Here is a 19,203-nt window from a genome sequence, read left to right on the forward strand (position 1 = left end):
CGGCTTCGCGGCAGACATCTTTGACGGTTCGTCCGGCTTCGACGGATTTCAGAACGGCAATAATCTGGTGTTCGGTGAATCGGGCTTTACGCATGATGATCTCCTCAGGGAACATAATCAGTATGTCCGGAAGATCTCTAAAAGTGAATGGTTCGGTTTAGTGGGATACTTACATACGTACGATATTCTGGGACGGCGCGTTGGTAAACGGCTGCCCCACCAGAGAACGTCACGTTTTACTGGAGCGGTATGCGTTTGTGCGGTGAAAAGCGGGATGGCTCTTTGTGGGAGCAATGCCTGTATGTTTACAATGCAGGAGGCTATGAGCCACTGGCGCGGGTAGACACGTTGAGTCATGATGGTAAATCCCGCAAGGAAATCCACTATTATCACGCACATCTGAATGGCCTGCCGGAAGAGTTGACCAGTGACGGGGGGTGAGATTGTCTGGCGTGGCGAGTATGAATTATGGGGGAAGATCACCATCAGGCATACCATCAAATGTATGAGATGCAACGGATGATCATTTAACGATAGGAGACGTGAACCCTTTATTAATTAATTTAAATCAACGGGATAGCTACAAACTGAGGCGTCATGGGAAGAGATTCTGGCGTCCCCGACAGGAATCGAACCTGTAACTAGCCCTTAGGAGGGGCTCGTTATATCCATTTAACTACGGAGACAGCGCGCTACATTATACGCATTTTTTGCCGGAGAATAAGACGCCGGCATACCGTTTGCTCACTATAGCGGCAAATATGCCGCAGAAACCGGTTGGCTACCCGTTTTGCGAAGAGGTCCGCATCGTCATCCGAAACCCGCTTCTCCTTCCCTCTGTGGTTATGGCATAGTTATCTATGTCATTATTTTCTATCAAAATTATTTTAATAAAGAACGTTAGTTGTTACTAATGATGACTAAATTTTGCAAATTGTATTCAGCACAGTGAACAATGGGTGCGCTATGGATCGGAGTTCGTCACATTTGCGGGCGGCGTTATGCAGTAGTACACAGTTGGAGAAATCCATGTACGCCTGCCTGAAGTCTATTCCGGATTCTGTTGTCTGCGACGGCATTTTCTTCAATTATTATCGCCATGATATCCGCAGCATTCAGTTTCTGGCACTGGCAACACATAAGGCGGCGCGGCTGAAGTGGGATGTGGTTCCGATCCCGGAGAATATCGCCCGTCAGTTTGATTGCATGGATAATTTTTCAACCCAGTTGATCAACGATCTCAGCCAGGATCCGTTGACGGAGTATGTCGTCAGCACCAGCTTTCGCAATATAAAATCGCTGATTCTGATGCGTATGCACCTGGATGGACTGCGTCTGGGCGCTCTCGGCGTGTTCAGCTATCGGGCCAATGCCTTTACGCCGCAGCACGTGGAGTTGTTTGAGTCGGTGCGCGGCGAGCTTTCCCTGCTGGCGTTTATTGCGTTGTCGCGCCATAACCTGTTGGCTCGTGATGATGCGTTACCACAGGCGACGCCGGTGCCGGCGTTGCTTGATGTGGCAGAGGACGAGCCGTTCGTCGTTAGCCCGGCTAATGGCCCGTTGTATCAACTTTATACGGCGCTGGATGAACTGGCGCGCAGCGAGCAGCCGGTATTAATCTTGGGAGAAGAGGGCGTCGGGAAAAAAACCTTTGCCGCCTGCCTGCTTCAGCGTATGCCCCGTCATAACGGCTGGCATGGCGTTCTTGATGCCATCGGAAGCCGTTTAATCATCATTAAAGACGGGGAAACGGAGCGCAGTGTGTCGCTCGATTTTAGTCAGCCGCCGGATATCGCATTGTTCCTGCCGTTACATCAGGGATCGCTGCAGATAAATGAGCTACTTACGTTACCGGAATGCTGGCAAACCTTTTTACTGCGGCTGGCCTCGTACTATCGCGCGTATTGCCGGATACAGGTGATCGCGCTTCAGACGCAGTCTTTTTCTTCCGCTCAGGTCAGCCATCGGCAGGGTGGCTATGACGCCGATCCCTGCTACCTGACCAGCCGTCGCTATGGCGATGTTTTTTGTCAGGTGATTACGCTGCCGCCGCTGCGTCACCGCCATGAAGATATTCCCCTGTTATTAACGCACTACCTGACCCGGTTAGCGCGGCTTAACAACCGTACTTCGCTGCCGGTGCTGGGAAATGAAACCCAGCGCCTGCTGTGGGAATATCGTTGGCCGGGTAATATTTCTGAGCTGATCGCCCTGCTGGAAAATGCATTTTTTCAGGGAGCATCCCACGAACTGAATATTTCGCTGCCCGGCCCGCAGAACAGCGACGCTATCGTTCCGCTTGATGAGGCTATGCGTCAGCATATCTTGCTGGCGTTACGTCAGTGTCAGGGAAAAATATCCGGCAAAGGTGGGGCCGCAGAGCTTCTGGGGGTTAACAGCAACACGCTGTACAGCAAGATAAAAAAACTGGGGATTGTAGTTAAGTAACGATGAGCCAAGTGCGGGGGAAAACCTTTCGGTTTCCCCCGCAGCCTGAATTAGTGGTGCTTATTTGTCTCCTTCTTGGCCGCATCCGGTGATTTCAGCGTACGGTGGAAGCCGTCAATCATGCCCTTCACGAGTGCGCCTACTGTGTCGCCGGTACTGCACAGGTAGAGGTGTACCGCAATAAACATCACCATAATCAGCGCAATGCCGTAATGCAGATAGGCGATGACCTGTTTACCGGGCAGGGTGAAGATATGCTCCGGAGTCAGGTGCGGATACATCATCAGCAGCCCGCTGGCGATCAATAACGGCACCAGAATGAACATCACGCCGATATATCCCAGCTGTTGCAGAATGTTGAACTTGGCATCCGGCGATGCGTGTTCTGGATGCGGTTCACCGCGGAAAATACCGTATAAGTAATAGTGTGTCTGACGGATCAGGCGGCCGGTAATTCCCTGCAAACGTACCCGGTAGTGATGCCCGTTGCCGCACAGCGCCACGATGATAAACCCGACCCAGATCGCACACAGCGTAAGGCCGGCGGCGTTATGCACGTCTACCCACAGCGAGAACTTCCCGCTCACCCAGTGCAGGGCGAAACCGCTGATGAGCAACACGGCGAAGCAGATGGCATTCAGCCAGTGCCAGAAGCGTACCGGCAGCGTGTAGAGATAACTTTTCTCTGTCACGGCGCCAGGCGCAGGCCGGCGGCGGGTGATGAACCGCCCCAGTCCATGGCAGAGCAGAACGCCGATCAGCCCGGCCAGCGCGTAAGCGTAGAGCCCGTCAAAGCGGTCGCTGCCGTTGTTGCCGATCATATAGCTATCGCTGAACCAGGTGCCGTCAACCTGACGTACGGCGGGTTTGTCTGCGGGAACCGCCGCCAGTTTGGCAATCAGCGCCCGATCGTCAAACAACTTCTTGCCCAGCATGCTGCCCGCCGTTGCCGCTTCGTCTGGCGCCGGGGTTTTCAGCCGTGCTGTCAGGAGGGCGCCATCCTGGTGGCACTGCTCGCAACTGACGGCTTGTTCGGCAGGAAGAATGCGGTGCAGGGTGCTGTCCGCGGTGTCGGCGTGACAGTCGATGCAACGCAGGCTGTCCAGATGCTGTGCCGCATAGGGCAGGGCGGCATGTGCCATATCCTGAGTTTTGGACGCTTTCCCTTTAGACAATTGCGTATAAACGCCGGCGCGTGAATGGCAGTCGGTGCATATCAGGTTGCTTTCCGCCATCTGGCGTTTACCGGGCTGCGTGATCTCGCCGGCCGTCATGGTGTGGGCATCATGACAGGAGGTGCAGGAGAACAGATCCTTCGCGATCTTCTCACCGTGTACGCTTTGCTGTACGGCATGCACCGTATCGCGCATCGTAACGGCGTGACAGCTTTCGCACATCGCTTCAGGGCGGGGTTCCAGCTCGTGGGGCGTTACCGCAAACCCCTTACTGCCGGGCGTACTCTGGTGGCAGGCGATACACGGCACACCGCCGTGTACGCTGTCATGATATTTCGCAGGGGCGACGAACAACTGCCCCTGCGGCTTATCTGACGAAGCGCCCTGAATATCACTGTCGGCATGACATTCCATACATGCCCGGTTCATATCCTCAACCTGTACGCCCAGCGGGATAGGCGTGGCCAGCGCGGGAAAGACCATCAGCCCCAGCAGGAGGCCAAACAGGCTTTTAAACCGGAATCCGTTTCTAAACAATCCGCGCATTAAGTACCTCATATGGAACCTCTCATGGCTTCATGTTCGGATATTTGAAAAGATGGCAACTGTTGCAATAAATTTCCGAAGGCCGGTGTTCGTTATGGCACATGGTACAAGGAGCATCCTTGCCGTAATGCATGGAATCATGCGGGTTCGGCTCGGCGTTTTTGTCCTTCGGGTCCGGCAGGGTCAGCGCGGCGACTTGATCGCGCGATCCGTGGCAATTCAGGCAGGTTCTGTCGTCCGGCGCAGAGACCGGCGTTTTGGTGCCATGGCAGAGCTGACATGACGTATCGCGGCCGGTTGCTCCCAACGACTGGTGATAAGACTTCACGTTCATATCGTTCAGCCTTTGGTGAAATGCCGCTTCGCCATCTGCGGCAAACAGGGGCGCAGTGAACATGCCCGCCAGCAACATCAGTAAGGCGGTCCAAATCTTTGTCATGTTAAATCTCCCCGGCGTTATACGAATTGTCAGTAACCGGCGCCGCCGTAGCGGCGCTGGCGCCGGCGATGCGGCCGAATACCAGGCAGTCGGCAACGGCGCAACTGCCGAGACGACTGCCGCCGTGCGATCCCGCCGTCGCCTCTCCGGCGGCATACAGCCCCGGAATCGGCTTGCTGTCGGCGGCGTTAAGCACCTCGGCCTTCATGCTGATCTGAACGCCGCCCATGACGTAATGCACCTTGGGCCAGACGCGCACTGCAACGTACGGCCCGCGTTCCAGCGACACGGCGCGGCTGACGTCTTTCTTCATCTTGTCGCCGCCCTTGCGCGCGACCGCCGCGTTGTATTCGTCCACCTCTTCCTTCAGCGGTGCGTATGGCGTACCGAAATGGGTTGCCAACTGTTCCAGCGTGTCGAACTGCCAGGCGACGTCGTAATGCAGGGCATGCACCAGGCTTTGCGCCTGTTTGGCGCCTTCCAGCGTGGTGAAGCAAATCGGGTATTCCGGGTTCCCTTGCTCATCCACCTGCGCCAGAATGCCGTCTTCGCGCTCTTTGCGGTCGGCCAGTTCGTTGGTGAAGCGCCGCCCGGTACGTGGGTTGACCATGATGCCGTGCGGAAAACCGGCGATGGTGTTGAACTGCGATACATAGCCGAAACCTTTCTCATCCGGCGATGACCAGGGGCCGAGCTGAATCAGGTCGAGCTGTACCGGCGTGGCGCCGATGCGCATCATCTGCACCAGGCATTCGGCGGTGGCGCCGGGATGGTTGGTGGAGTCCATGCGCTCGTCCAGCTTCGGGTTTTGCATTTTGCGAAAACGCAGGTCGTTGGAGAAACCGCCGGAGCACATCACCACGCCGTAACGGGCGCCGTAATGGCGGATCTGGCCGCTTTGTTCATCGGGGAAGCGATAGCCGTCGCGCACTTTGACGCCAATAACGCGCCCGTCCGCATTTTGAACAAAAGACTCCAGCTTGCAGCGGGTACGGAACATAACGCCCAGCTTTGTCGCCGAATCTTTCAACGGCCGCGTGATGCCAGCGCCGGAGCTTTGCACGGTTTGCAACGTGCGCGGCACCGAGTGACCGCCGAAGTGCTGAACGAACGGCTTGTATTCCACCCCGTGCTGCAGGGTGAACTCATAGGCGGCATTGGTGTTATTGACCAGTATTTTTAGCTGCTCTTTATCGTTCAGCCCGCGTCCGGCTTTCAACATGTCCTGGTACATCAGTTCTGGTGAGTCGGTGATGCCTTCTTTTTGCTGCAACGGCGAACCGGCGACGGCCACCGCGCCGCCGTTAATGGCCGAGTTGCCGCCGCAGACCGGCATTTTCTCAATCACCAGTACGCTGCGGCCCGCCAATGCGGCCTCCAGCGCGGCGGCCAGGCCGGCAAAGCCGCTGCCCACCACGATGACGTCATAGATTTTGTGATAGCGGACGGCCGGCGCCAGCGCACGATCTCCCAGCGCCCGTGCCGGGCCGGTCAGCGCCGCGAGGGCGCCGCCGGTAGCTAAAACCGTGCTTTTGGTCAGAAAAGCCCGCCGCGAGGCATTGACGGTTTTTTTCATTATTTCCCCTTACTTCCCGTTTCATCGCTCACCAGTTTTCCGGCCGGGAAAGTTTCAACCAGCGTGGCGGAATCCTGAATGTTGTCGCTGAAAATCCGGTCCTGAGAAACGAAGGGCACCTTCTCGCGGTAGGCTGCATAGATTTTGCCCGTCTGCTCACCCAGCTTCAGCGCCGGATTTTTCTGCTTGCGCAGATCAATCGCCTGGCTGGCGTGCAGCAGTTCCAGCCCGTAAATATTGCTGAGGTTGCCGGCGATCTGGCTCAGGCGTTTGGACGCGCGCAGGTTGTTGGTGTAGGTGTCCTCAATGGTGCCGGCCATCGGCTGCCCGTCGAGGGAAACCGGGTTTGCCAGATCGCGGATGTCGGCCAGCAGTGCGACCTGGGGTTTCTGAATCGCGCCGAAGGCATGGCCCTGCTGATTGGTGTCCGCCGCCAGGAAACGACTCAGGCCGGTGAAATGATCGTCAGAAAGGTGCAGCGTGCGCTGTACGCTGTTGTGCGCCAGATGCCCCAGAGAGAGGGACAGGTTCTGGATGGCGAGCGCCAGCGGCAACGGCTCGAAGTTGGACGTTGGGAAAATCGCGCCGCTGAGGGTTTCTCCGCTGGCGTCTTTTGCGCTGACGAAGTATTGCGCCACCTGGCTATTGTCCGCCAGCGTCCGGTCGGCGTCGACGATCACCGCCGGGTTGTCGTCAGAGCTGTTCATCTGGATTTCCAGCATCTGATAGGCTTCGTTCCATTCCCGCCGCGCTTCGTTCAGAACAAAGACCGTGGTGCGGAATGAAAGCGGATCCTGCAACGGACGGCCTTCCTGATGCTGCCAGAGGTAAGAGCCTTTCAGCGCATCGCGCAGGTGGCCCGCGGTGTCCTGAATACCGGGGAAGGGACGTACGCTCAGGCTTTGCGCCAGGAACGGCGCGACGTTGCCGTTGAGCGCTTCCAGCGACAGCCCGAACACCGCCGGCGTAATGTTGATGATTTGACGGGTTTCCAGCAGTGCCTGCGCAGAGTAGGCAACGGAGATTGCGTTGGTGGACAAAATGGACAACGCGTCTTTACCGACCGGATCGAGTTTGGCGATACCCGCTTGCTTCAGGGCGCTGGCGGAGTCAATTTCCTTGCCGTTGACCCGCACGCGCCACTCGCCAATCATCACATCGCCGATGTGCGAGGCCAGCGTGATATCGGCTTCGCCCACCGAACCGCGAGAAGGAACGACCGGGGTGATGTTTTTATTGAGTAACTGCTGATACAGCGTAGCAACCTGCGGCTGGGCGCCGGTGCTGCCGACCAGCAGCGTGTTGAGGCGAATAACCATCGCCATACGCACCAGCTCATCCGGCATGGCGGGGCCGACGCCGGCGCCGTGGGCGCGCAGGGCGTTGACGTTAAATTCGCGTGAGGCCTGAAGCACTTCCGGCGTAAGCTGCCCATGGGCGTCGAACAACGATTTGTCTTTGTTCAGCCCGACGCCGACGGTCAGCCCGTAAACCGGAACGCCTTTCCCCGCCGCGATCATCAGCAATGCGTTGGATTTTTCCACGCGTTTCATGGCGTCCGGCGCAATTTCAACTTGTTTTTCCCCGCGGGCGACAGCCCAGGCATCTTCCAAAGTGAGTGAATGACCATCCAAAGTAATGGCGGAGGCGGAAAACGCCAGCGCGGGAAAAAACAGTGAGGCGCACAGCGTCGCAACAACCGTCTTTTTCATTTCTTATACTCCTTTATAGTTAAATATGGCGCGATATTAGCTAAAAAGGGAACGGTGAAGTTTGAGGTGTGCCCTGCATTTCGCCGGATAATTTTTGATATATCAAAAATAAATACAGAGTATTATGCTGGTTTTTTTACTGATTGATTTTTATGGGGTTTAGTCAAACAGGATTTCATTATGACAGTGATAGGGGATAATTATTAAGAGGTATTTGTTATTTTGACGTTAATCAAGGAAATAGCTTTTTTTAAAATAATGATAAAAAGCGTCACTCAGTCAATTGTGATTAATAGCAAACATTTTCATTATTGCATGAATAATACTTTTTTAATTCAGAAGGGCTCTGGTATAAATAGCCAGAGCATATTCTATGGATAACCCGGCGGTGAATAAATGTCGCCGCAAATTTGTTTATTTAATGTACCGTAGGTTTCGTATTGTCGTGCAATCCTGAAAAAACGCGGGTACGAGCACTGGATGAGCCTATGCTATGATAGATAAACTTTAGTTTTCAGGAGTCTCGCTTTCCATGCTGACCGTTTCCCGCCTTACCTGCAGCCGCGATGAACGCGTGTTATTCCGCGATCTCAGCTTTCAGCTTCAGGCCGGGGAAATGATGCAAATCGAAGGGCCGAACGGCGCGGGAAAAACGACGCTGCTACGCATGCTGGCCGGCCTGTCCCAGCCCGAGGAGGGCGAAATTTCCTGGCAGAACGTCGCCATTCACCGTCAGCGTGATTTATTTAATCAGCAACTGCTTTACCTCGGCCATCATCCCGGGGTGAAGAGCGTGCTGACGCCGTTTGAGAATCTGGCGTTTTATATGGCGGTGCAGGGCGGAGGGGAGCAGGATGCCATCTGGGACGCGCTGGCGCAGGTTGACTTGGTCGGTTTCGAAGATGTGCCCGTGGCGCAGCTCTCCGCCGGCCAGCAGCGTCGGGTGGCGTTGGCGCGCCTGTGGCTGACGCGCGCGCCGCTGTGGATTTTGGACGAGCCGCTGACCGCCATCGACAAATCCGGCGTGGCTAAACTGGTGGCGCTGTTTTACCGCCATGTGGAAGCCGGCGGCATGATTCTCCTGACGACTCACCAGGATCTGGATACGCAGGCCGGAAAACTGCGCAAATTGCGCTTGCCTGGCGACGGAGTTGCCGTATGTTAATGACGCTGTTACGCCGCGAGCTGAAAATCGCCCTGCGCAATGCCTCTGAAATTATCAACCCGCTGTGGTTTTTTCTGATCGTTATCACGCTGTTTCCCTTAAGCATCGGCCCGGAGCCGCAGTTGCTGGCGCGTATCGCGCCGGGTGTGGTATGGGTAGCCGCGTTGCTGGCGTCGCTGTTGTCGCTGGAGCGGTTGTTTAAGGATGACTACCTGGACGGTTCGCTGGAGCAACTGATGCTGATGCCGAGCCCGCTGGCGCTGACCGTGCTGGGCAAGGTGATCGCGCATTGGCTGGTGACCGGCCTGCCGTTGCTGATCCTGTCGCCGCTGGTAGCGCTGCTGCTGGCATTCGACGCCGCGACCTGGCGCGCGGTGGCGTTAACCCTGCTGCTGGGCACACCGACGCTGAGCTTCATCGGCGCGATCGGCGTGGCGCTGACGGTTGGTTTACGCAAGGGTGGGGTGCTGCTCAGCCTGCTGGTGTTGCCGTTGTATATTCCGGTGCTGATTTTCGCGACGTCTACTATTGATGCAGCGTCGATGGGACTGCCTATCGGCGGCTATCTGGCGATCCTCGGCGCGATGCTGGCCGGAAGCATGACGCTGGCGCCATTTGCGGCCGCTGCCGCATTACGCGTCAGCGTACAGTAAACGGCGGAAGTTTTTATGTTAGTTTTAGCTTGTTTTATTTGAACGATATCGCTTGAGTTGTTGCGCCGCCGGGTTGGCGGCAGGCGGCAGGCAACAAACCAGAAGATTGCCCCGCACGGGTCGCCGCGGCGTGCAGCCACGGCAGACGAGACACAGTTTTGATGTGAGCAAGAACACTATGTGGAAATGGCTACACCAACTTGCCAAGCCTGAACGGCTGTATCATTTATGCGGCAAATTCGTGCCCTGGCTGGGGCTGGCCGGGGCAGCATGCCTGCTGATTGGCTGGATCTGGGGCTTCGGCCTCGCCCCGGAGGATTACCAGCAGGGCAACAGCTATCGCATTATGTATATCCACGTCCCGGCGGCCATTTGGTCGATGGGGATCTATGCATCGATGGCGATCGCCGCATTTATCGGCCTGATTTGGCAGATGAAAATGTCGGATTTGGTCAGCATGGCCATGGCGCCGGTCGGGGCGGTGTTTACTTTTATCGCCCTGGCGACCGGTTCCGCCTGGGGCAAGCCCATGTGGGGCGCCTGGTGGGTGTGGGACGCACGCCTGACCTCCGAGCTGGTTCTGCTGTTTCTCTATCTGGGCGCCATCGCCCTGTACAATGCCTTTGAAGACCGCCGCCTGGCGGGCCGCGCCGCCGGCATTCTGGTGCTGGTCGGGGTAGTGAACCTGCCCATCATTCACTTTTCCGTAGAGTGGTGGAATACCCTGCATCAGGGTTCCACCAATATGCAAAAGAGCATCGATCCCAGCATGCGCTATCCGCTGCGCTGGGCGATTTTCGGCTATCTGTTCTTCTTTATTACGCTGACGCTGATGCGTTTGCGTAACCTGATTCTGATTCAGGAAAGTCGCCGCCCGTGGGTCAGTGCGCTGGTGGGGATCCGTCGTGATGAAGAGAAAAGCAATAAGGAGGCCTCATCATGACGTGGGCTTTTTCATCCTGGCAGGATTTTTTCGCCATGGGCGGGTACGGCTTTTATGTCTGGATTGCCGTGGCGGCTACCTTGCTGCCGCTGGCGGGGCTGGTGTTGCATACCATGATTCAGCGCCGTCAGTTACTGGCGGAGGTTCGCCGGCGCGGGGCGCGTGAGCAGCGCATCGCTCAGGCGCGCAAGCGGGAAGAAACGACGTCAGAACGATATAAGTCAGAACAACAAGGGGAGAACTGATCATGAATCCACGCCGGAAAAGCCGGTTGTATCTGGCGATCGTCGTGCTGTTCGGTATTGCGATTACCACAACGCTGGTGCTGTATGCGCTGCGTTCCAATATCGATTTGTTCTATACCCCGGGTGAGATCCTTCAGGGGAAAGGCGAAACGCATGAAAAGCCGGAGATCGGGCAGCGCCTGCGCATTGGCGGTATGGTAATGCCGGGGTCGGTCAAGCGCGATCCTGACAGCCTGAAAGTGACGTTCAGCATTTATGACGCGCGCGGCGCTATTTCTGTGACCTACGACGGCATTTTGCCCGATCTGTTCCGTGAAGGGCAGGGCGTGGTGGCTCAGGGCGTGCTCGCTGAGGGCAACGTGGTACACGCCAAAGAAGTGCTGGCAAAGCATGATGAAAACTACACCCCGCCGGAGGTGAAAGAAGCGATGCAAGAGAACCATGTCCGTCCGGCAGAATCATATCAACAGAATAACGGCGCGCAGGCAGGGAGTTCCGGTTCATGATACCTGAGATTGGTAACTTTCTGCTGTCGTTGTCGTTAGCTCTGGCGGTGCTGCTGAGTATTTATCCGCTGTGGGGAGCATCGCGCCACGATATGCGTATGATGGCGACCGCGCGTCCGTTGACCTACGGCATGTGCGCCAGCATTGCGCTGTCGTTCGGTTGCCTGGTGTATGCCTTTATCTCCAACGACTTTACCGTGGCTTACGTCGCGTCCAACTCCAACAGCCAACTGCCGGTTTACTACCGCATTGCGGCGACCTGGGGGGCGCATGAGGGGTCGTTGTTGCTGTGGGTGCTGCTGCTGAGCGTCTGGACCCTGGCCGTAGCGCTGTTCAGCCGGGCCATGCCGCAGGATGCAGTGGCGCGCGTGCTGGCGGTAATGGGGCTTATCAACATTGGCTTCCTGCTGTTCATTATTCTGACTTCCAACCCGTTTACCCGCACCCTGCCGGATTTTCCGATCGACGGGCGCGACCTTAACCCGCTGTTGCAGGATGTCGGCCTGATTTTCCACCCGCCGTTGCTGTATATGGGCTACGTCGGCTTCTCCGTGGCGTTTGCTTTCTCTATCGCTTCGCTGATGACAGGGCGGCTGGATACCGCCTGGGCGCGCTGGTCGCGGCCGTGGACCCTGGCCGCGTGGGTGTTCCTGACCCTGGGGATCGTGCTGGGTTCCGCCTGGGCTTACTATGAGCTGGGCTGGGGCGGTTGGTGGTTCTGGGATCCGGTAGAAAACGCGTCGTTTATGCCCTGGCTGGCGGGAACGGCGTTGCTGCATTCTCTGGCCGTGACGGAAAAACGCGGAACGTTTAAAGCCTGGACCGTATTGTTGTCGATCACCGCATTTTCGCTGTGTTTGCTGGGGACGTTCCTGGTGCGTTCCGGGGTGCTGGTTTCCGTGCATTCCTTCGCCTCCGATCCGGCGCGCGGTATGTTTATTCTGGCCTATCTGGTCATTGTTATCGGCGGTTCGTTGCTGCTGTATGCGCTGAAAGGCGGTCAGGTACGCAGCCGGGTGCAGCACGAAGTGTTTTCCCGTGAAACGTTCCTGCTTGGCAACAACGTTTTGCTGATCGCCGCCATGCTGGTGGTACTGCTCGGCACGCTGCTGCCGCTGGTGCACAAACAGTTGGGACTGGGCAGCATCTCCATCGGCGAGCCTTTTTTCAACAGCATGTTTACCTGGCTGATGGCGCCGTTTGCGCTGCTGCTGGGCGTCGGTCCGCTGGTGCGCTGGCGTCGTGACGAACCGGCGAAGTTCTGGAAACGCCTGGTGGTTGCGCTGGTGGTGACCGTCGCGCTGTCGGTATTGCTGCCTTGGCTGATGCAGGATCGCATCGAAGCCATGACCGTTATCGGGCTGATTATGGCGCTGTGGGTCGTGATCCTTACGCTGGTGGAACTGCATGAACGCGCATCCCACCGCCACGGTTTCTGGCTTGGCTTGAGAAAGCTGTCGCGCAGCCACTGGGGCATGGTGCTGGGGCACCTGGGCGTGGCGGTAACGGTCATCGGTATCGCGTTCAGCCAGAGCTACAGCATTGAGCGCGACGTACGCATGAAGGCGGGCGACAGCGTGAGCATTCACGATTACCGGTTTGAATTCCGCGACGTGCATGAGATCACCGGCCCCAACTATACCGGCGGCGTCGGGATCATCAGCGTCACGCGCAACGGCAAACCGGAAGCGGTACTGCGTGCGGAAAAACGTTACTACACCACCGCGCGCAGCATGATGACGGAAGCCGCCATCGACGGCGGGCTGACTCGCGATCTCTACGCGGCGCTGGGTGAAGAGTTGAACGATGGCGCCTGGGCTGTACGTCTTTACTATAAACCGTTTGTGCGCTGGATTTGGTACGGCGGGGTATTTATGGCGATCGGCGGGATACTGTGTATTCTTGACCCGCGTTATCGCACCCGTCGTCAGCAGGAGAAAAAGGAAGAGATAGCATGAACCGTAAGCTGCTTTTTATCCCGCTGGTCCTGTTTTTGCTGCTGGTGCTGGCCTTCGTGGTGCAGTTGCAGCGCAACGCCGGCGGTGAAGACCCGACGATGCTGGAGTCGGCGCTGATCGGCAAACCGGTGCCGGCGTTTAAGCTGGAGTCGCTGGACAAGCCGGGGCAGGTGTTTGATCAAAAAGTCCTGCGCGACGGCAAGCCGATTCTGCTTAATGTCTGGGCGACCTGGTGCCCGACCTGCTACGCCGAGCATCAGTACCTGAATACGCTGGCGGCCAAAGGAATTCGTGTGGCTGGCCTGAACTATAAAGATGATCGTCAGAAAGCGATCAAATGGCTGAATGAGCTGGGAAATCCTTATGCCCTGAGTCTGTATGACGGCAACGGCATGCTTGGCCTGGATCTTGGCGTGTACGGCGCGCCGGAAACGTTTTTGATCGACGGCCAGGGGATTATCCGCTATCGCCACGCCGGCGATCTGAATGAGCGCGTCTGGCAGCAGGAAATATTGCCGCTGTATCAAAAATATCAGGGGGGGCAATAATGCGCATAAGATACCTGACGGGCGCCTTGTTGGGCGCGCTGCTGAGCTGGAATGCCTGCGCGGCGATCGATACCTACTCGTTTAAAACCGAGGAGCAGGAGCAGCAGTATCGCCATCTGACCGAACAATTACGCTGCCCGAAGTGCCAGAACAACAGCATTGCGGATTCGAATGCGGTCATCGCCACCGATATGCGCCAGAAAGTGTATGAACTGATGCAGGAAGGATATACCCAGCAGCAGGTGATTGATTACATGGTGGCGCGCTACGGCAACTTCGTTACTTATGAACCGCCGGTGACGCCGGCGACGGTGATCCTGTGGGCCGGGCCGTTGCTGTTCGTGCTGATCGGCGGCGCGGTGGTGGTTATGCGCGCGCGTCGTCGCAGCTCGGCGGGCGTTCAGGCTTCGTCTGAGCTGAATGATGCGGAGAAACAACGTTTGCAGCAATTGCTGGATGAGAAAAACAGGGGACAATCTTCATGATGGCATTCTGGTTCGTTGTCCTGATGTTATTGGTGATTGCCGCCGCGCTGCTGGTGCTCCCGGTGCTGCGTGAACCGCAGCGGGATGAGGTGCTCGATCGCGATCGTCTCAACAAGAGTTTTTATCAGCAGCGTCTGCGCGAGCTGGAAGAAGATGAAGATCAGGGCGTCGTAGCAGAACGCGGCGCCATGGTGCAGGAGCTGCAACAGAATTTACTCAGCGACATTCCGCAGCAGCAGGCCGCCGTACAGCAATCCCAGCCGCTCAGCCGTTGGACGCTGCTGCCCGGCGTCATCGTGATGGTAGTGATCGCAGTGGCCTTTTATCTGAAAAGCGGCGGGTTAGCGCAGGTGCAGGGTTGGCAGATGGTGATGCAGGAAATGCCGCAGCTGCGCGAGCGGGTCATGAATGAGGATAAAAAGCCACTGACGATGGAAGAGATCGCCCGCCTGGGGCTGGGCTTGCGAACCGAGCTGCAACAGGATCCGCGCAACGTGGCGGACTGGGTGATGCTGGGGCGCGTCGGTCTGGCGCTGAACAACGCCACGACGGCGACCCAGGCGTTTGCGCATGCTTATCAATTGGCGCCCGAGCTGCCGGAAGTGTCGATGGGGTACGCTGAGGTATTGACGCGTTCCAGCGATCCGCTGGATAACAAGAAGGCTGCCGATATGCTGAGCGGTATGCTGGGCCGTAACCATCAGGATGTGAGGGCGCTGAGCCTGCTGGCGTTTAATGCGTTTGAGCAGGGCGACTTCAAGAAGGCGATCGGCGCCTGGGAAATGATGCTGAAGCTGCTGCCTGCCGACGACAGCCGGCGTGAGGTGATCAAGCGCAGCATTGAACAAGCCAAAGCGCAATCCGGCGTGGATAATGCCAACCTGACCGTAAACGTGACGATGTCGCCGGAAGTGGAAACCACCCTGCCGCCGCAGGCGGTGCTGGTGATTTCCGTTACCGATGGTTCCATGCCTGTGCCGGTGGCGGTAAAACAGTTACCATTAAGCCGTTTTCCGTTGACGGTGTCGCTGGACGATACAAATGCTATGATGCCGGAACGTTTGCTTTCCGGGATGAAGCAGGTCAAAGTGCATGTGCGGGTTTCCCGCGATGGCCTTGCGACGCCCCAGTCGGGTGACTGGTACGGGGACAGCGCGGTCGTGCCTTATGATAAAAAAGGTAAGGTAGACATACAGATTGACCGTCAGGTGCCATAATCAGACAAGGCATGAAAGAATAATAATCAGGTCGCGGCGGCGGCCTGAATTCATGGAGAATCATATGAAATACCGCCTGGCTGGGGTAGCTTTGGCAAGTGTGATGTTGGCCGGATGTGCCACGAATCCGGATCAGGCTGGTCAACGTTCGGACCCGTTTGAAGGTTTTAACCGCGCAATGTTCAACGTCAACTACAACTATCTGGATCCCTATGTGCTGCGTCCGGTAGCCGTAGCGTGGCGTGATTACGTGCCGGTGCCGGCGCGTAACGGTATGACCAACTTCTTCGTCAACCTGTCGGAACCGGCCAGCATGGTAAACAACTTTGCCGAAGGCAAAGTGTATGAAGGCTTCAAACACTTCAACCGTTTCTTCCTTAACACCATTCTGGGGATGGGCGGTCTGATTGACGTCGCGGCCATGGCGAACCCGAAACTGGCGAAGGAAGATCCGCACCGTTTCGGCAGTACGCTGGGTTATTACAACGTTGGCTACGGCCCGTATGTGGTGCTGCCGGGGTACGGCGGTTTCACGCTGCGTGAGGACGCCGGCGGCTACGTGGATAATCTTTATCCGCCTTTGAGCTGGCTGACGTTCTGGATGTCGGCGGGCAAATGGATGGTGGAAGGCATCGAAACCCGTGCTCAGTTGCTGGATTCCGACGGCCTGCTGCGCAACTCTACCGACCCGTATGTCATGATGCGCGAAGCATACTTCCAGCGTCACGACTTCCTGGCTAACGGCGGTCAGGTCGAAGCAACGGACAACCCGAACGCACAGGCGATTCAGGACGATCTGAAAGACATTGATTCCCAGTAATGAAGAAAGCGCCCCGGGGCGCTTCGGATTACAGCAAACCCCGTCCCGGTGACGGGGTTTTTTATTAGCACCGGGCTTGTTTTCCGGACTTGTTTGCCGGGCTTGTTTTCCGGATTTAGTCCGCGCGGCCCATGTAGCGGCGCTCTGCGATGTGAATGCGGATTTTCTCTCCGGCGCTCAGATATTCCGGAACCTGGATCACCAGCCCGGTGCTGAGGGTCGCCGGTTTGTTGCGGGCGCTGGCTGATGCGCCTTTGATGCCCGGCGCGGTTTCGACAATTTCCAGGTCGACGGTTTGCGGCAGTTCAAGCGCCAGAACCTGGCCTTCCATCGTCAGCACCTGAATCCCCGGCATGCCGCCTTCGGGCAGGAACAACAGTTCGTCTTCAATCTGATCTTTCTTGAAGGTATACGGCGTGTAATCTTCATCATCCATAAAGATGTACTCGTCGCCATCAATATAGGAAAAGGTCACGGTGCGGCGGGTCAGGGTGATGGTATCGAGAATGTCGTCGCCCTTGAAACGCTCTTCTACTTTCAGCCCGGTACGGACGTCGGAAAAACGCATTTTGTACAGTGTGCTGGCGCCACGGGCGCTGGGGCTCTGAATATCGATATCACGTACTAACAACAGTTTGCCGTTGTAGTTAATTGCCATGCCGCGTTTGATTTCGTTAGCTCTTGCCATAGAAAAACCTTGTAGATGTCGTCAGATATGAGTTTAAGAATAGTGGCGACACGTTACTCGCGCACGTTCAGTGAGGCAAGAGGGAACAACGAAAAAAATGAGGCGGAAAACGCAGGTGAATGCAGGGGGAGAAGAGGACGACCAGGCGTCACCCTCAGGCCGGTAATAACGCCGGTTATACCGGCGTTGCTGAACCGTTATTTATAAACCGGAAGCAGATCTCCCAGCGCCATCAAATGCGCCACGGCGTTGATGACGCCGAACAGAATCACGAAGTAAATCAGCGTACTTCCTCCCGGCGCCCGGTACGTGGCCTGCGGGAAACGGCGGCGGCTGGCGCGCGCCATCATCGCCGGCACAATGACCGCCCAGATCGTCGCCGCTAATCCGGCAAAACCGATGGCGTACAGGAACCCGTTCGGGAACAGCAGGGCGAAAACGGTCGGCGGTACGAAGGTGATCAGCGCAGACTTTGTGCGCCCGCCTTTATCGTCGCTGAACCTGAAAAAGTCGGCGATGAAGTCAAACAGTCCCAGGGAAACGCCCAAGAATGAGCTGGCCAACGCCATGTACGAGAAAGCGTTCAGCAGTTGCGTGATCAGCGGGCTGCTGGCGACGTCGCCCATCTGGCGCAGCAGGCTGCCGATATTGCCCCCTTCGGCCATCACCTGACGGAAGGCATCACGGCTGATGTTGCCCTGAATCACATACTGCCAGAACACATAAATCGCCAGTGCGATCAGCGTTCCGTACAGCAGGCTGCGGGATACGGAGCGCGCATCCTTGTGATAATACTTCACCAGCCCCGGCACGTTGCCGTGGTAGCCGAACGACGTCAGCAGATAAGGCAGCGCCGCAAGGGCATAAGGGAGATAGCTGGCGTCGCCGTCGGCGCTGTTGAGCAAAATGGCTTTATCGACATGGGTGAACATATCGCCGATGGACAACGCAAAGGTGATGACCATGCCGCCGATCAGGATCGTGCTCAGACGATCGACCGCGCGGGTGGAGATCCAGACGATAAACGCCACCAGCGCGGCAAAAATCAGGCCGGCGACGGTTTGGCTGAGCGCCAGATAGGACTCCAGCGTGTGGGTAATGATGGAGCTGCCGGCGGAAATATAGGCATACGTCAGGATATACAGCACGAAGGTGATGGACAGACCGTTGACGGACCCCCAGACCTTGCCCAGCAGATCGTTAACCATGGTGTGAAAGCTGGCGCCGGTCGGATAGTTCAGGTTAGCTTCCAGAATCATCAGGCCGGAGCAGAACATACAAAACCAGGTATAAACCAGCAGGGCGACGGAGCCGCTGAACCACACGCCGGAGGTGACCACGGGAATTGAAAACATACCGGCGCCTACGGCGGTGCCGGCGATAATCATTGCGCCGCCTAATACGGACGGGCGGCGCTGGGGGGCGGACGACAAAGCGTTCTCCATGGTCATTACCTGTTCTCCTGATGACCAGAATGGTCAATCTCATGTACTAGCTGAATGGTACTGGAGCGAATGCCGGAAGTAAACCAGGACGGGGAAGCGGGAAGTGGCGGAGGTGGCGGGAAGCGGAAATTATTATGTACAGTGGCGTATCCGGGGCTGGCAAGCATGCGTCACCGGCGCCGTGCTGGTGTTTGGCGGGGAAGGTTGTTAGTCTGTCCGGCACGCCGAACGCGATTGCCGGAGAGTTGTCCATGAATTGCCGCCCTGACTGCGGTGCATGCTGTATCGCACCCTCCATATCCAGCCCGATTCCGGGCATGCCGGACGGTAAACCCGCCAACGTTCCCTGCGTGCAGCTCGACGAGCAGATGCGTTGCCGCATTTTCGGTTCTCCCCTGCGTCCTGCGGTATGCGGACAACTGCGGCCGCAAAAGGAGATGTGTGGCGACACGGCTGAAGATGCACTGACCTATCTCATCACTCTGGAACGCGCCACCGCGCCTTAATCGCTTTCCCACCCATTTTTTACTCACTGTTTTCTGTCTCCCTGCCGATAATCCGTTAACTACGGAAGGTATTACATTGCTGAAAAATACATATGCATAAGATCAACAGGGTGAGGCAGGTGTTGCGT

19 protein-coding genes and 1 tRNA gene are annotated in these 19,203 nt (G+C 56.9%); 12 read left to right on the forward strand and 8 right to left on the reverse strand.

Annotated elements, in window-relative coordinates:
- Together C8D90_RS20625 and C8D90_RS20630 are read right to left on the reverse strand one after the other, a co-directional pair.
- The coding region (locus C8D90_RS20625; protein WP_077273424.1) for a transposase at positions 1-94 on the reverse strand (94 nt) is incomplete at its 3' end.
- Positions 95-611: 517 nt separating this feature from the next.
- Positions 612-686 (reverse strand) — tRNA-Arg (locus tag C8D90_RS20630).
- Positions 687-1,029: 343 nt separating this feature from the next.
- Between C8D90_RS20630 and C8D90_RS20635 the strand changes: the two genes are divergently transcribed.
- On the forward strand, positions 1,030-2,448 hold the full coding sequence (locus C8D90_RS20635) for an AAA-type ATPase lid domain-containing protein (protein ID WP_115460356.1): 1,419 nt from the start codon (positions 1,030-1,032) through the stop codon (positions 2,446-2,448).
- Positions 2,449-2,498: 50 nt separating this feature from the next.
- Here C8D90_RS20635 and phsC read toward each other — a convergent pair whose 3' ends face one another.
- The 4 genes from phsC to C8D90_RS20655 are packed head-to-tail and all read right to left on the reverse strand — an operon-like array spanning position 2,499 to position 7,896.
- The gene (phsC, locus tag C8D90_RS20640; RefSeq protein ID WP_115460357.1) at positions 2,499-4,169 is read right to left on the reverse strand and encodes a thiosulfate reductase cytochrome B subunit; all 1,671 of its coding nucleotides are present in this window, start codon (positions 4,167-4,169) and stop codon (positions 2,499-2,501) included.
- A 22-nt stretch (positions 4,170-4,191) separates the two neighbouring features.
- Positions 4,192-4,608: a cytochrome c3 family protein gene (locus C8D90_RS20645; RefSeq protein WP_115460358.1), complete on the reverse strand. Its 417-nt coding sequence runs from the start codon at positions 4,606-4,608 to the stop codon at positions 4,192-4,194.
- A gap of 1 nt (position 4,609) precedes the next feature.
- The gene (locus C8D90_RS20650; RefSeq protein ID WP_115460359.1) at positions 4,610-6,184 is read right to left on the reverse strand and encodes a flavocytochrome c; all 1,575 of its coding nucleotides are present in this window, start codon (positions 6,182-6,184) and stop codon (positions 4,610-4,612) included.
- Complete coding sequence (locus C8D90_RS20655; RefSeq protein ID WP_115460360.1) at positions 6,184-7,896, reverse strand: HAL/PAL/TAL family ammonia-lyase; 1,713 nt, start codon at positions 7,894-7,896, stop codon at positions 6,184-6,186. The genes C8D90_RS20650 and C8D90_RS20655 overlap by 1 nt, the downstream gene beginning before the upstream one ends.
- 532 nt (positions 7,897-8,428) lie before the next feature.
- Between C8D90_RS20655 and ccmA the strand changes: the two genes are divergently transcribed.
- The 10 genes from ccmA (at position 8,429) to mlaA (ending at position 16,436) form a co-directional block, all read left to right on the forward strand.
- A complete protein-coding gene (gene ccmA / locus C8D90_RS20660) occupies positions 8,429-9,061 on the forward strand; it encodes a cytochrome c biogenesis heme-transporting ATPase CcmA (protein ID WP_115460361.1) in 633 nt (210 codons plus the stop codon).
- A complete protein-coding gene (gene ccmB / locus C8D90_RS20665) occupies positions 9,055-9,714 on the forward strand; it encodes a heme exporter protein CcmB (protein WP_115460362.1) in 660 nt (219 codons plus the stop codon). The genes ccmA and ccmB overlap by 7 nt, the downstream gene beginning before the upstream one ends.
- A gap of 178 nt (positions 9,715-9,892) precedes the next feature.
- Positions 9,893-10,657 (forward strand): heme ABC transporter permease, encoded by a 765-nt coding sequence (locus C8D90_RS20670; protein ID WP_115460363.1) that lies wholly within the window; start codon positions 9,893-9,895, stop codon positions 10,655-10,657.
- Entirely contained in the window at positions 10,654-10,902 is a 249-nt protein-coding gene (gene ccmD / locus C8D90_RS20675) for a heme exporter protein CcmD (RefSeq protein ID WP_115460364.1), read from the forward strand. Before C8D90_RS20670 ends, ccmD begins: the two co-directional genes overlap by 4 nt.
- Positions 10,903-10,904: 2 nt before the next feature.
- Entirely contained in the window at positions 10,905-11,408 is a 504-nt protein-coding gene (gene ccmE / locus C8D90_RS20680) for a cytochrome c maturation protein CcmE (protein WP_115460365.1), read from the forward strand.
- Positions 11,405-13,366: a heme lyase CcmF/NrfE family subunit gene (locus C8D90_RS20685; protein WP_115460366.1), complete on the forward strand. Its 1,962-nt coding sequence runs from the start codon at positions 11,405-11,407 to the stop codon at positions 13,364-13,366. Before ccmE ends, C8D90_RS20685 begins: the two co-directional genes overlap by 4 nt.
- Entirely contained in the window at positions 13,363-13,914 is a 552-nt protein-coding gene (locus C8D90_RS20690) for a DsbE family thiol:disulfide interchange protein (protein WP_115460367.1), read from the forward strand. Before C8D90_RS20685 ends, C8D90_RS20690 begins: the two co-directional genes overlap by 4 nt.
- Positions 13,914-14,399, forward strand: coding sequence for a cytochrome c-type biogenesis protein (locus C8D90_RS20695; RefSeq protein WP_115460368.1), 486 nt, complete (start codon positions 13,914-13,916; stop codon positions 14,397-14,399). Before C8D90_RS20690 ends, C8D90_RS20695 begins: the two co-directional genes overlap by 1 nt.
- Entirely contained in the window at positions 14,399-15,616 is a 1,218-nt protein-coding gene (ccmI, locus tag C8D90_RS20700) for a c-type cytochrome biogenesis protein CcmI (protein ID WP_115460395.1), read from the forward strand. The genes C8D90_RS20695 and ccmI overlap by 1 nt, the downstream gene beginning before the upstream one ends.
- Before the next feature lie 64 nt (positions 15,617-15,680).
- A complete protein-coding gene (gene mlaA, locus C8D90_RS20705; protein WP_115460369.1) occupies positions 15,681-16,436 on the forward strand; it encodes a phospholipid-binding lipoprotein MlaA in 756 nt (251 codons plus the stop codon).
- Positions 16,437-16,551: 115 nt separating this feature from the next.
- Here mlaA and yeiP read toward each other — a convergent pair whose 3' ends face one another.
- Positions 16,552-17,124, reverse strand: a complete 573-nt coding sequence (gene yeiP / locus C8D90_RS20710) for an elongation factor P-like protein YeiP (RefSeq protein WP_115460370.1) — start codon at positions 17,122-17,124, stop codon at positions 16,552-16,554.
- Positions 17,125-17,321: 197 nt separating this feature from the next.
- The gene (gene mtr, locus C8D90_RS20715) at positions 17,322-18,575 is read right to left on the reverse strand and encodes a tryptophan permease (RefSeq protein ID WP_115460371.1); all 1,254 of its coding nucleotides are present in this window, start codon (positions 18,573-18,575) and stop codon (positions 17,322-17,324) included.
- Positions 18,576-18,820: 245 nt separating this feature from the next.
- Between mtr and C8D90_RS20720 the strand changes: the two genes are divergently transcribed.
- Positions 18,821-19,075: a YkgJ family cysteine cluster protein gene (locus C8D90_RS20720; RefSeq protein WP_115460372.1), complete on the forward strand. Its 255-nt coding sequence runs from the start codon at positions 18,821-18,823 to the stop codon at positions 19,073-19,075.
- The last annotated feature ends 128 nt before the right edge of the window (positions 19,076-19,203 follow it).

The organism is Enterobacillus tribolii (genome assembly GCF_003363015.1).
Lineage (GTDB): Bacteria > Pseudomonadota > Gammaproteobacteria > Enterobacterales > Enterobacteriaceae > Enterobacillus > Enterobacillus tribolii.

What these genes read in the sequence shown, in the direction of transcription:
- C8D90_RS20635 (WP_115460356.1), top strand. Translation starts at nt 1,030, where the DNA reads ATGTACGCCTGCCTGAAGTCTATTCCGGATTCTGTTGTCTGCGACGGC.
- phsC (WP_115460357.1), bottom strand. Translation starts at nt 4,169, where the DNA reads ATGCGCGGATTGTTTAGAAACGGATTCCGGTTTAAAAGCCTGTTTGGC.
- C8D90_RS20645 (WP_115460358.1), bottom strand. Translation starts at nt 4,608, where the DNA reads ATGACAAAGATTTGGACCGCCTTACTGATGTTGCTGGCGGGCATGTTC.
- C8D90_RS20650 (WP_115460359.1), bottom strand. Translation starts at nt 6,184, where the DNA reads ATGAAAAAAACCGTCAATGCCTCGCGGCGGGCTTTTCTGACCAAAAGC.
- C8D90_RS20655 (WP_115460360.1), bottom strand. Translation starts at nt 7,896, where the DNA reads ATGAAAAAGACGGTTGTTGCGACGCTGTGCGCCTCACTGTTTTTTCCC.
- ccmA (WP_115460361.1), top strand. Translation starts at nt 8,429, where the DNA reads ATGCTGACCGTTTCCCGCCTTACCTGCAGCCGCGATGAACGCGTGTTA.
- ccmB (WP_115460362.1), top strand. Translation starts at nt 9,055, where the DNA reads ATGTTAATGACGCTGTTACGCCGCGAGCTGAAAATCGCCCTGCGCAAT.
- C8D90_RS20670 (WP_115460363.1), top strand. Translation starts at nt 9,893, where the DNA reads ATGTGGAAATGGCTACACCAACTTGCCAAGCCTGAACGGCTGTATCAT.
- ccmD (WP_115460364.1), top strand. Translation starts at nt 10,654, where the DNA reads ATGACGTGGGCTTTTTCATCCTGGCAGGATTTTTTCGCCATGGGCGGG.
- ccmE (WP_115460365.1), top strand. Translation starts at nt 10,905, where the DNA reads ATGAATCCACGCCGGAAAAGCCGGTTGTATCTGGCGATCGTCGTGCTG.
- C8D90_RS20685 (WP_115460366.1), top strand. Translation starts at nt 11,405, where the DNA reads ATGATACCTGAGATTGGTAACTTTCTGCTGTCGTTGTCGTTAGCTCTG.
- C8D90_RS20690 (WP_115460367.1), top strand. Translation starts at nt 13,363, where the DNA reads ATGAACCGTAAGCTGCTTTTTATCCCGCTGGTCCTGTTTTTGCTGCTG.
- C8D90_RS20695 (WP_115460368.1), top strand. Translation starts at nt 13,914, where the DNA reads ATGCGCATAAGATACCTGACGGGCGCCTTGTTGGGCGCGCTGCTGAGC.
- ccmI (WP_115460395.1), top strand. Translation starts at nt 14,399, where the DNA reads ATGGCATTCTGGTTCGTTGTCCTGATGTTATTGGTGATTGCCGCCGCG.
- mlaA (WP_115460369.1), top strand. Translation starts at nt 15,681, where the DNA reads ATGAAATACCGCCTGGCTGGGGTAGCTTTGGCAAGTGTGATGTTGGCC.
- yeiP (WP_115460370.1), bottom strand. Translation starts at nt 17,124, where the DNA reads ATGGCAAGAGCTAACGAAATCAAACGCGGCATGGCAATTAACTACAAC.
- mtr (WP_115460371.1), bottom strand. Translation starts at nt 18,575, where the DNA reads ATGACCATGGAGAACGCTTTGTCGTCCGCCCCCCAGCGCCGCCCGTCC.
- C8D90_RS20720 (WP_115460372.1), top strand. Translation starts at nt 18,821, where the DNA reads ATGAATTGCCGCCCTGACTGCGGTGCATGCTGTATCGCACCCTCCATA.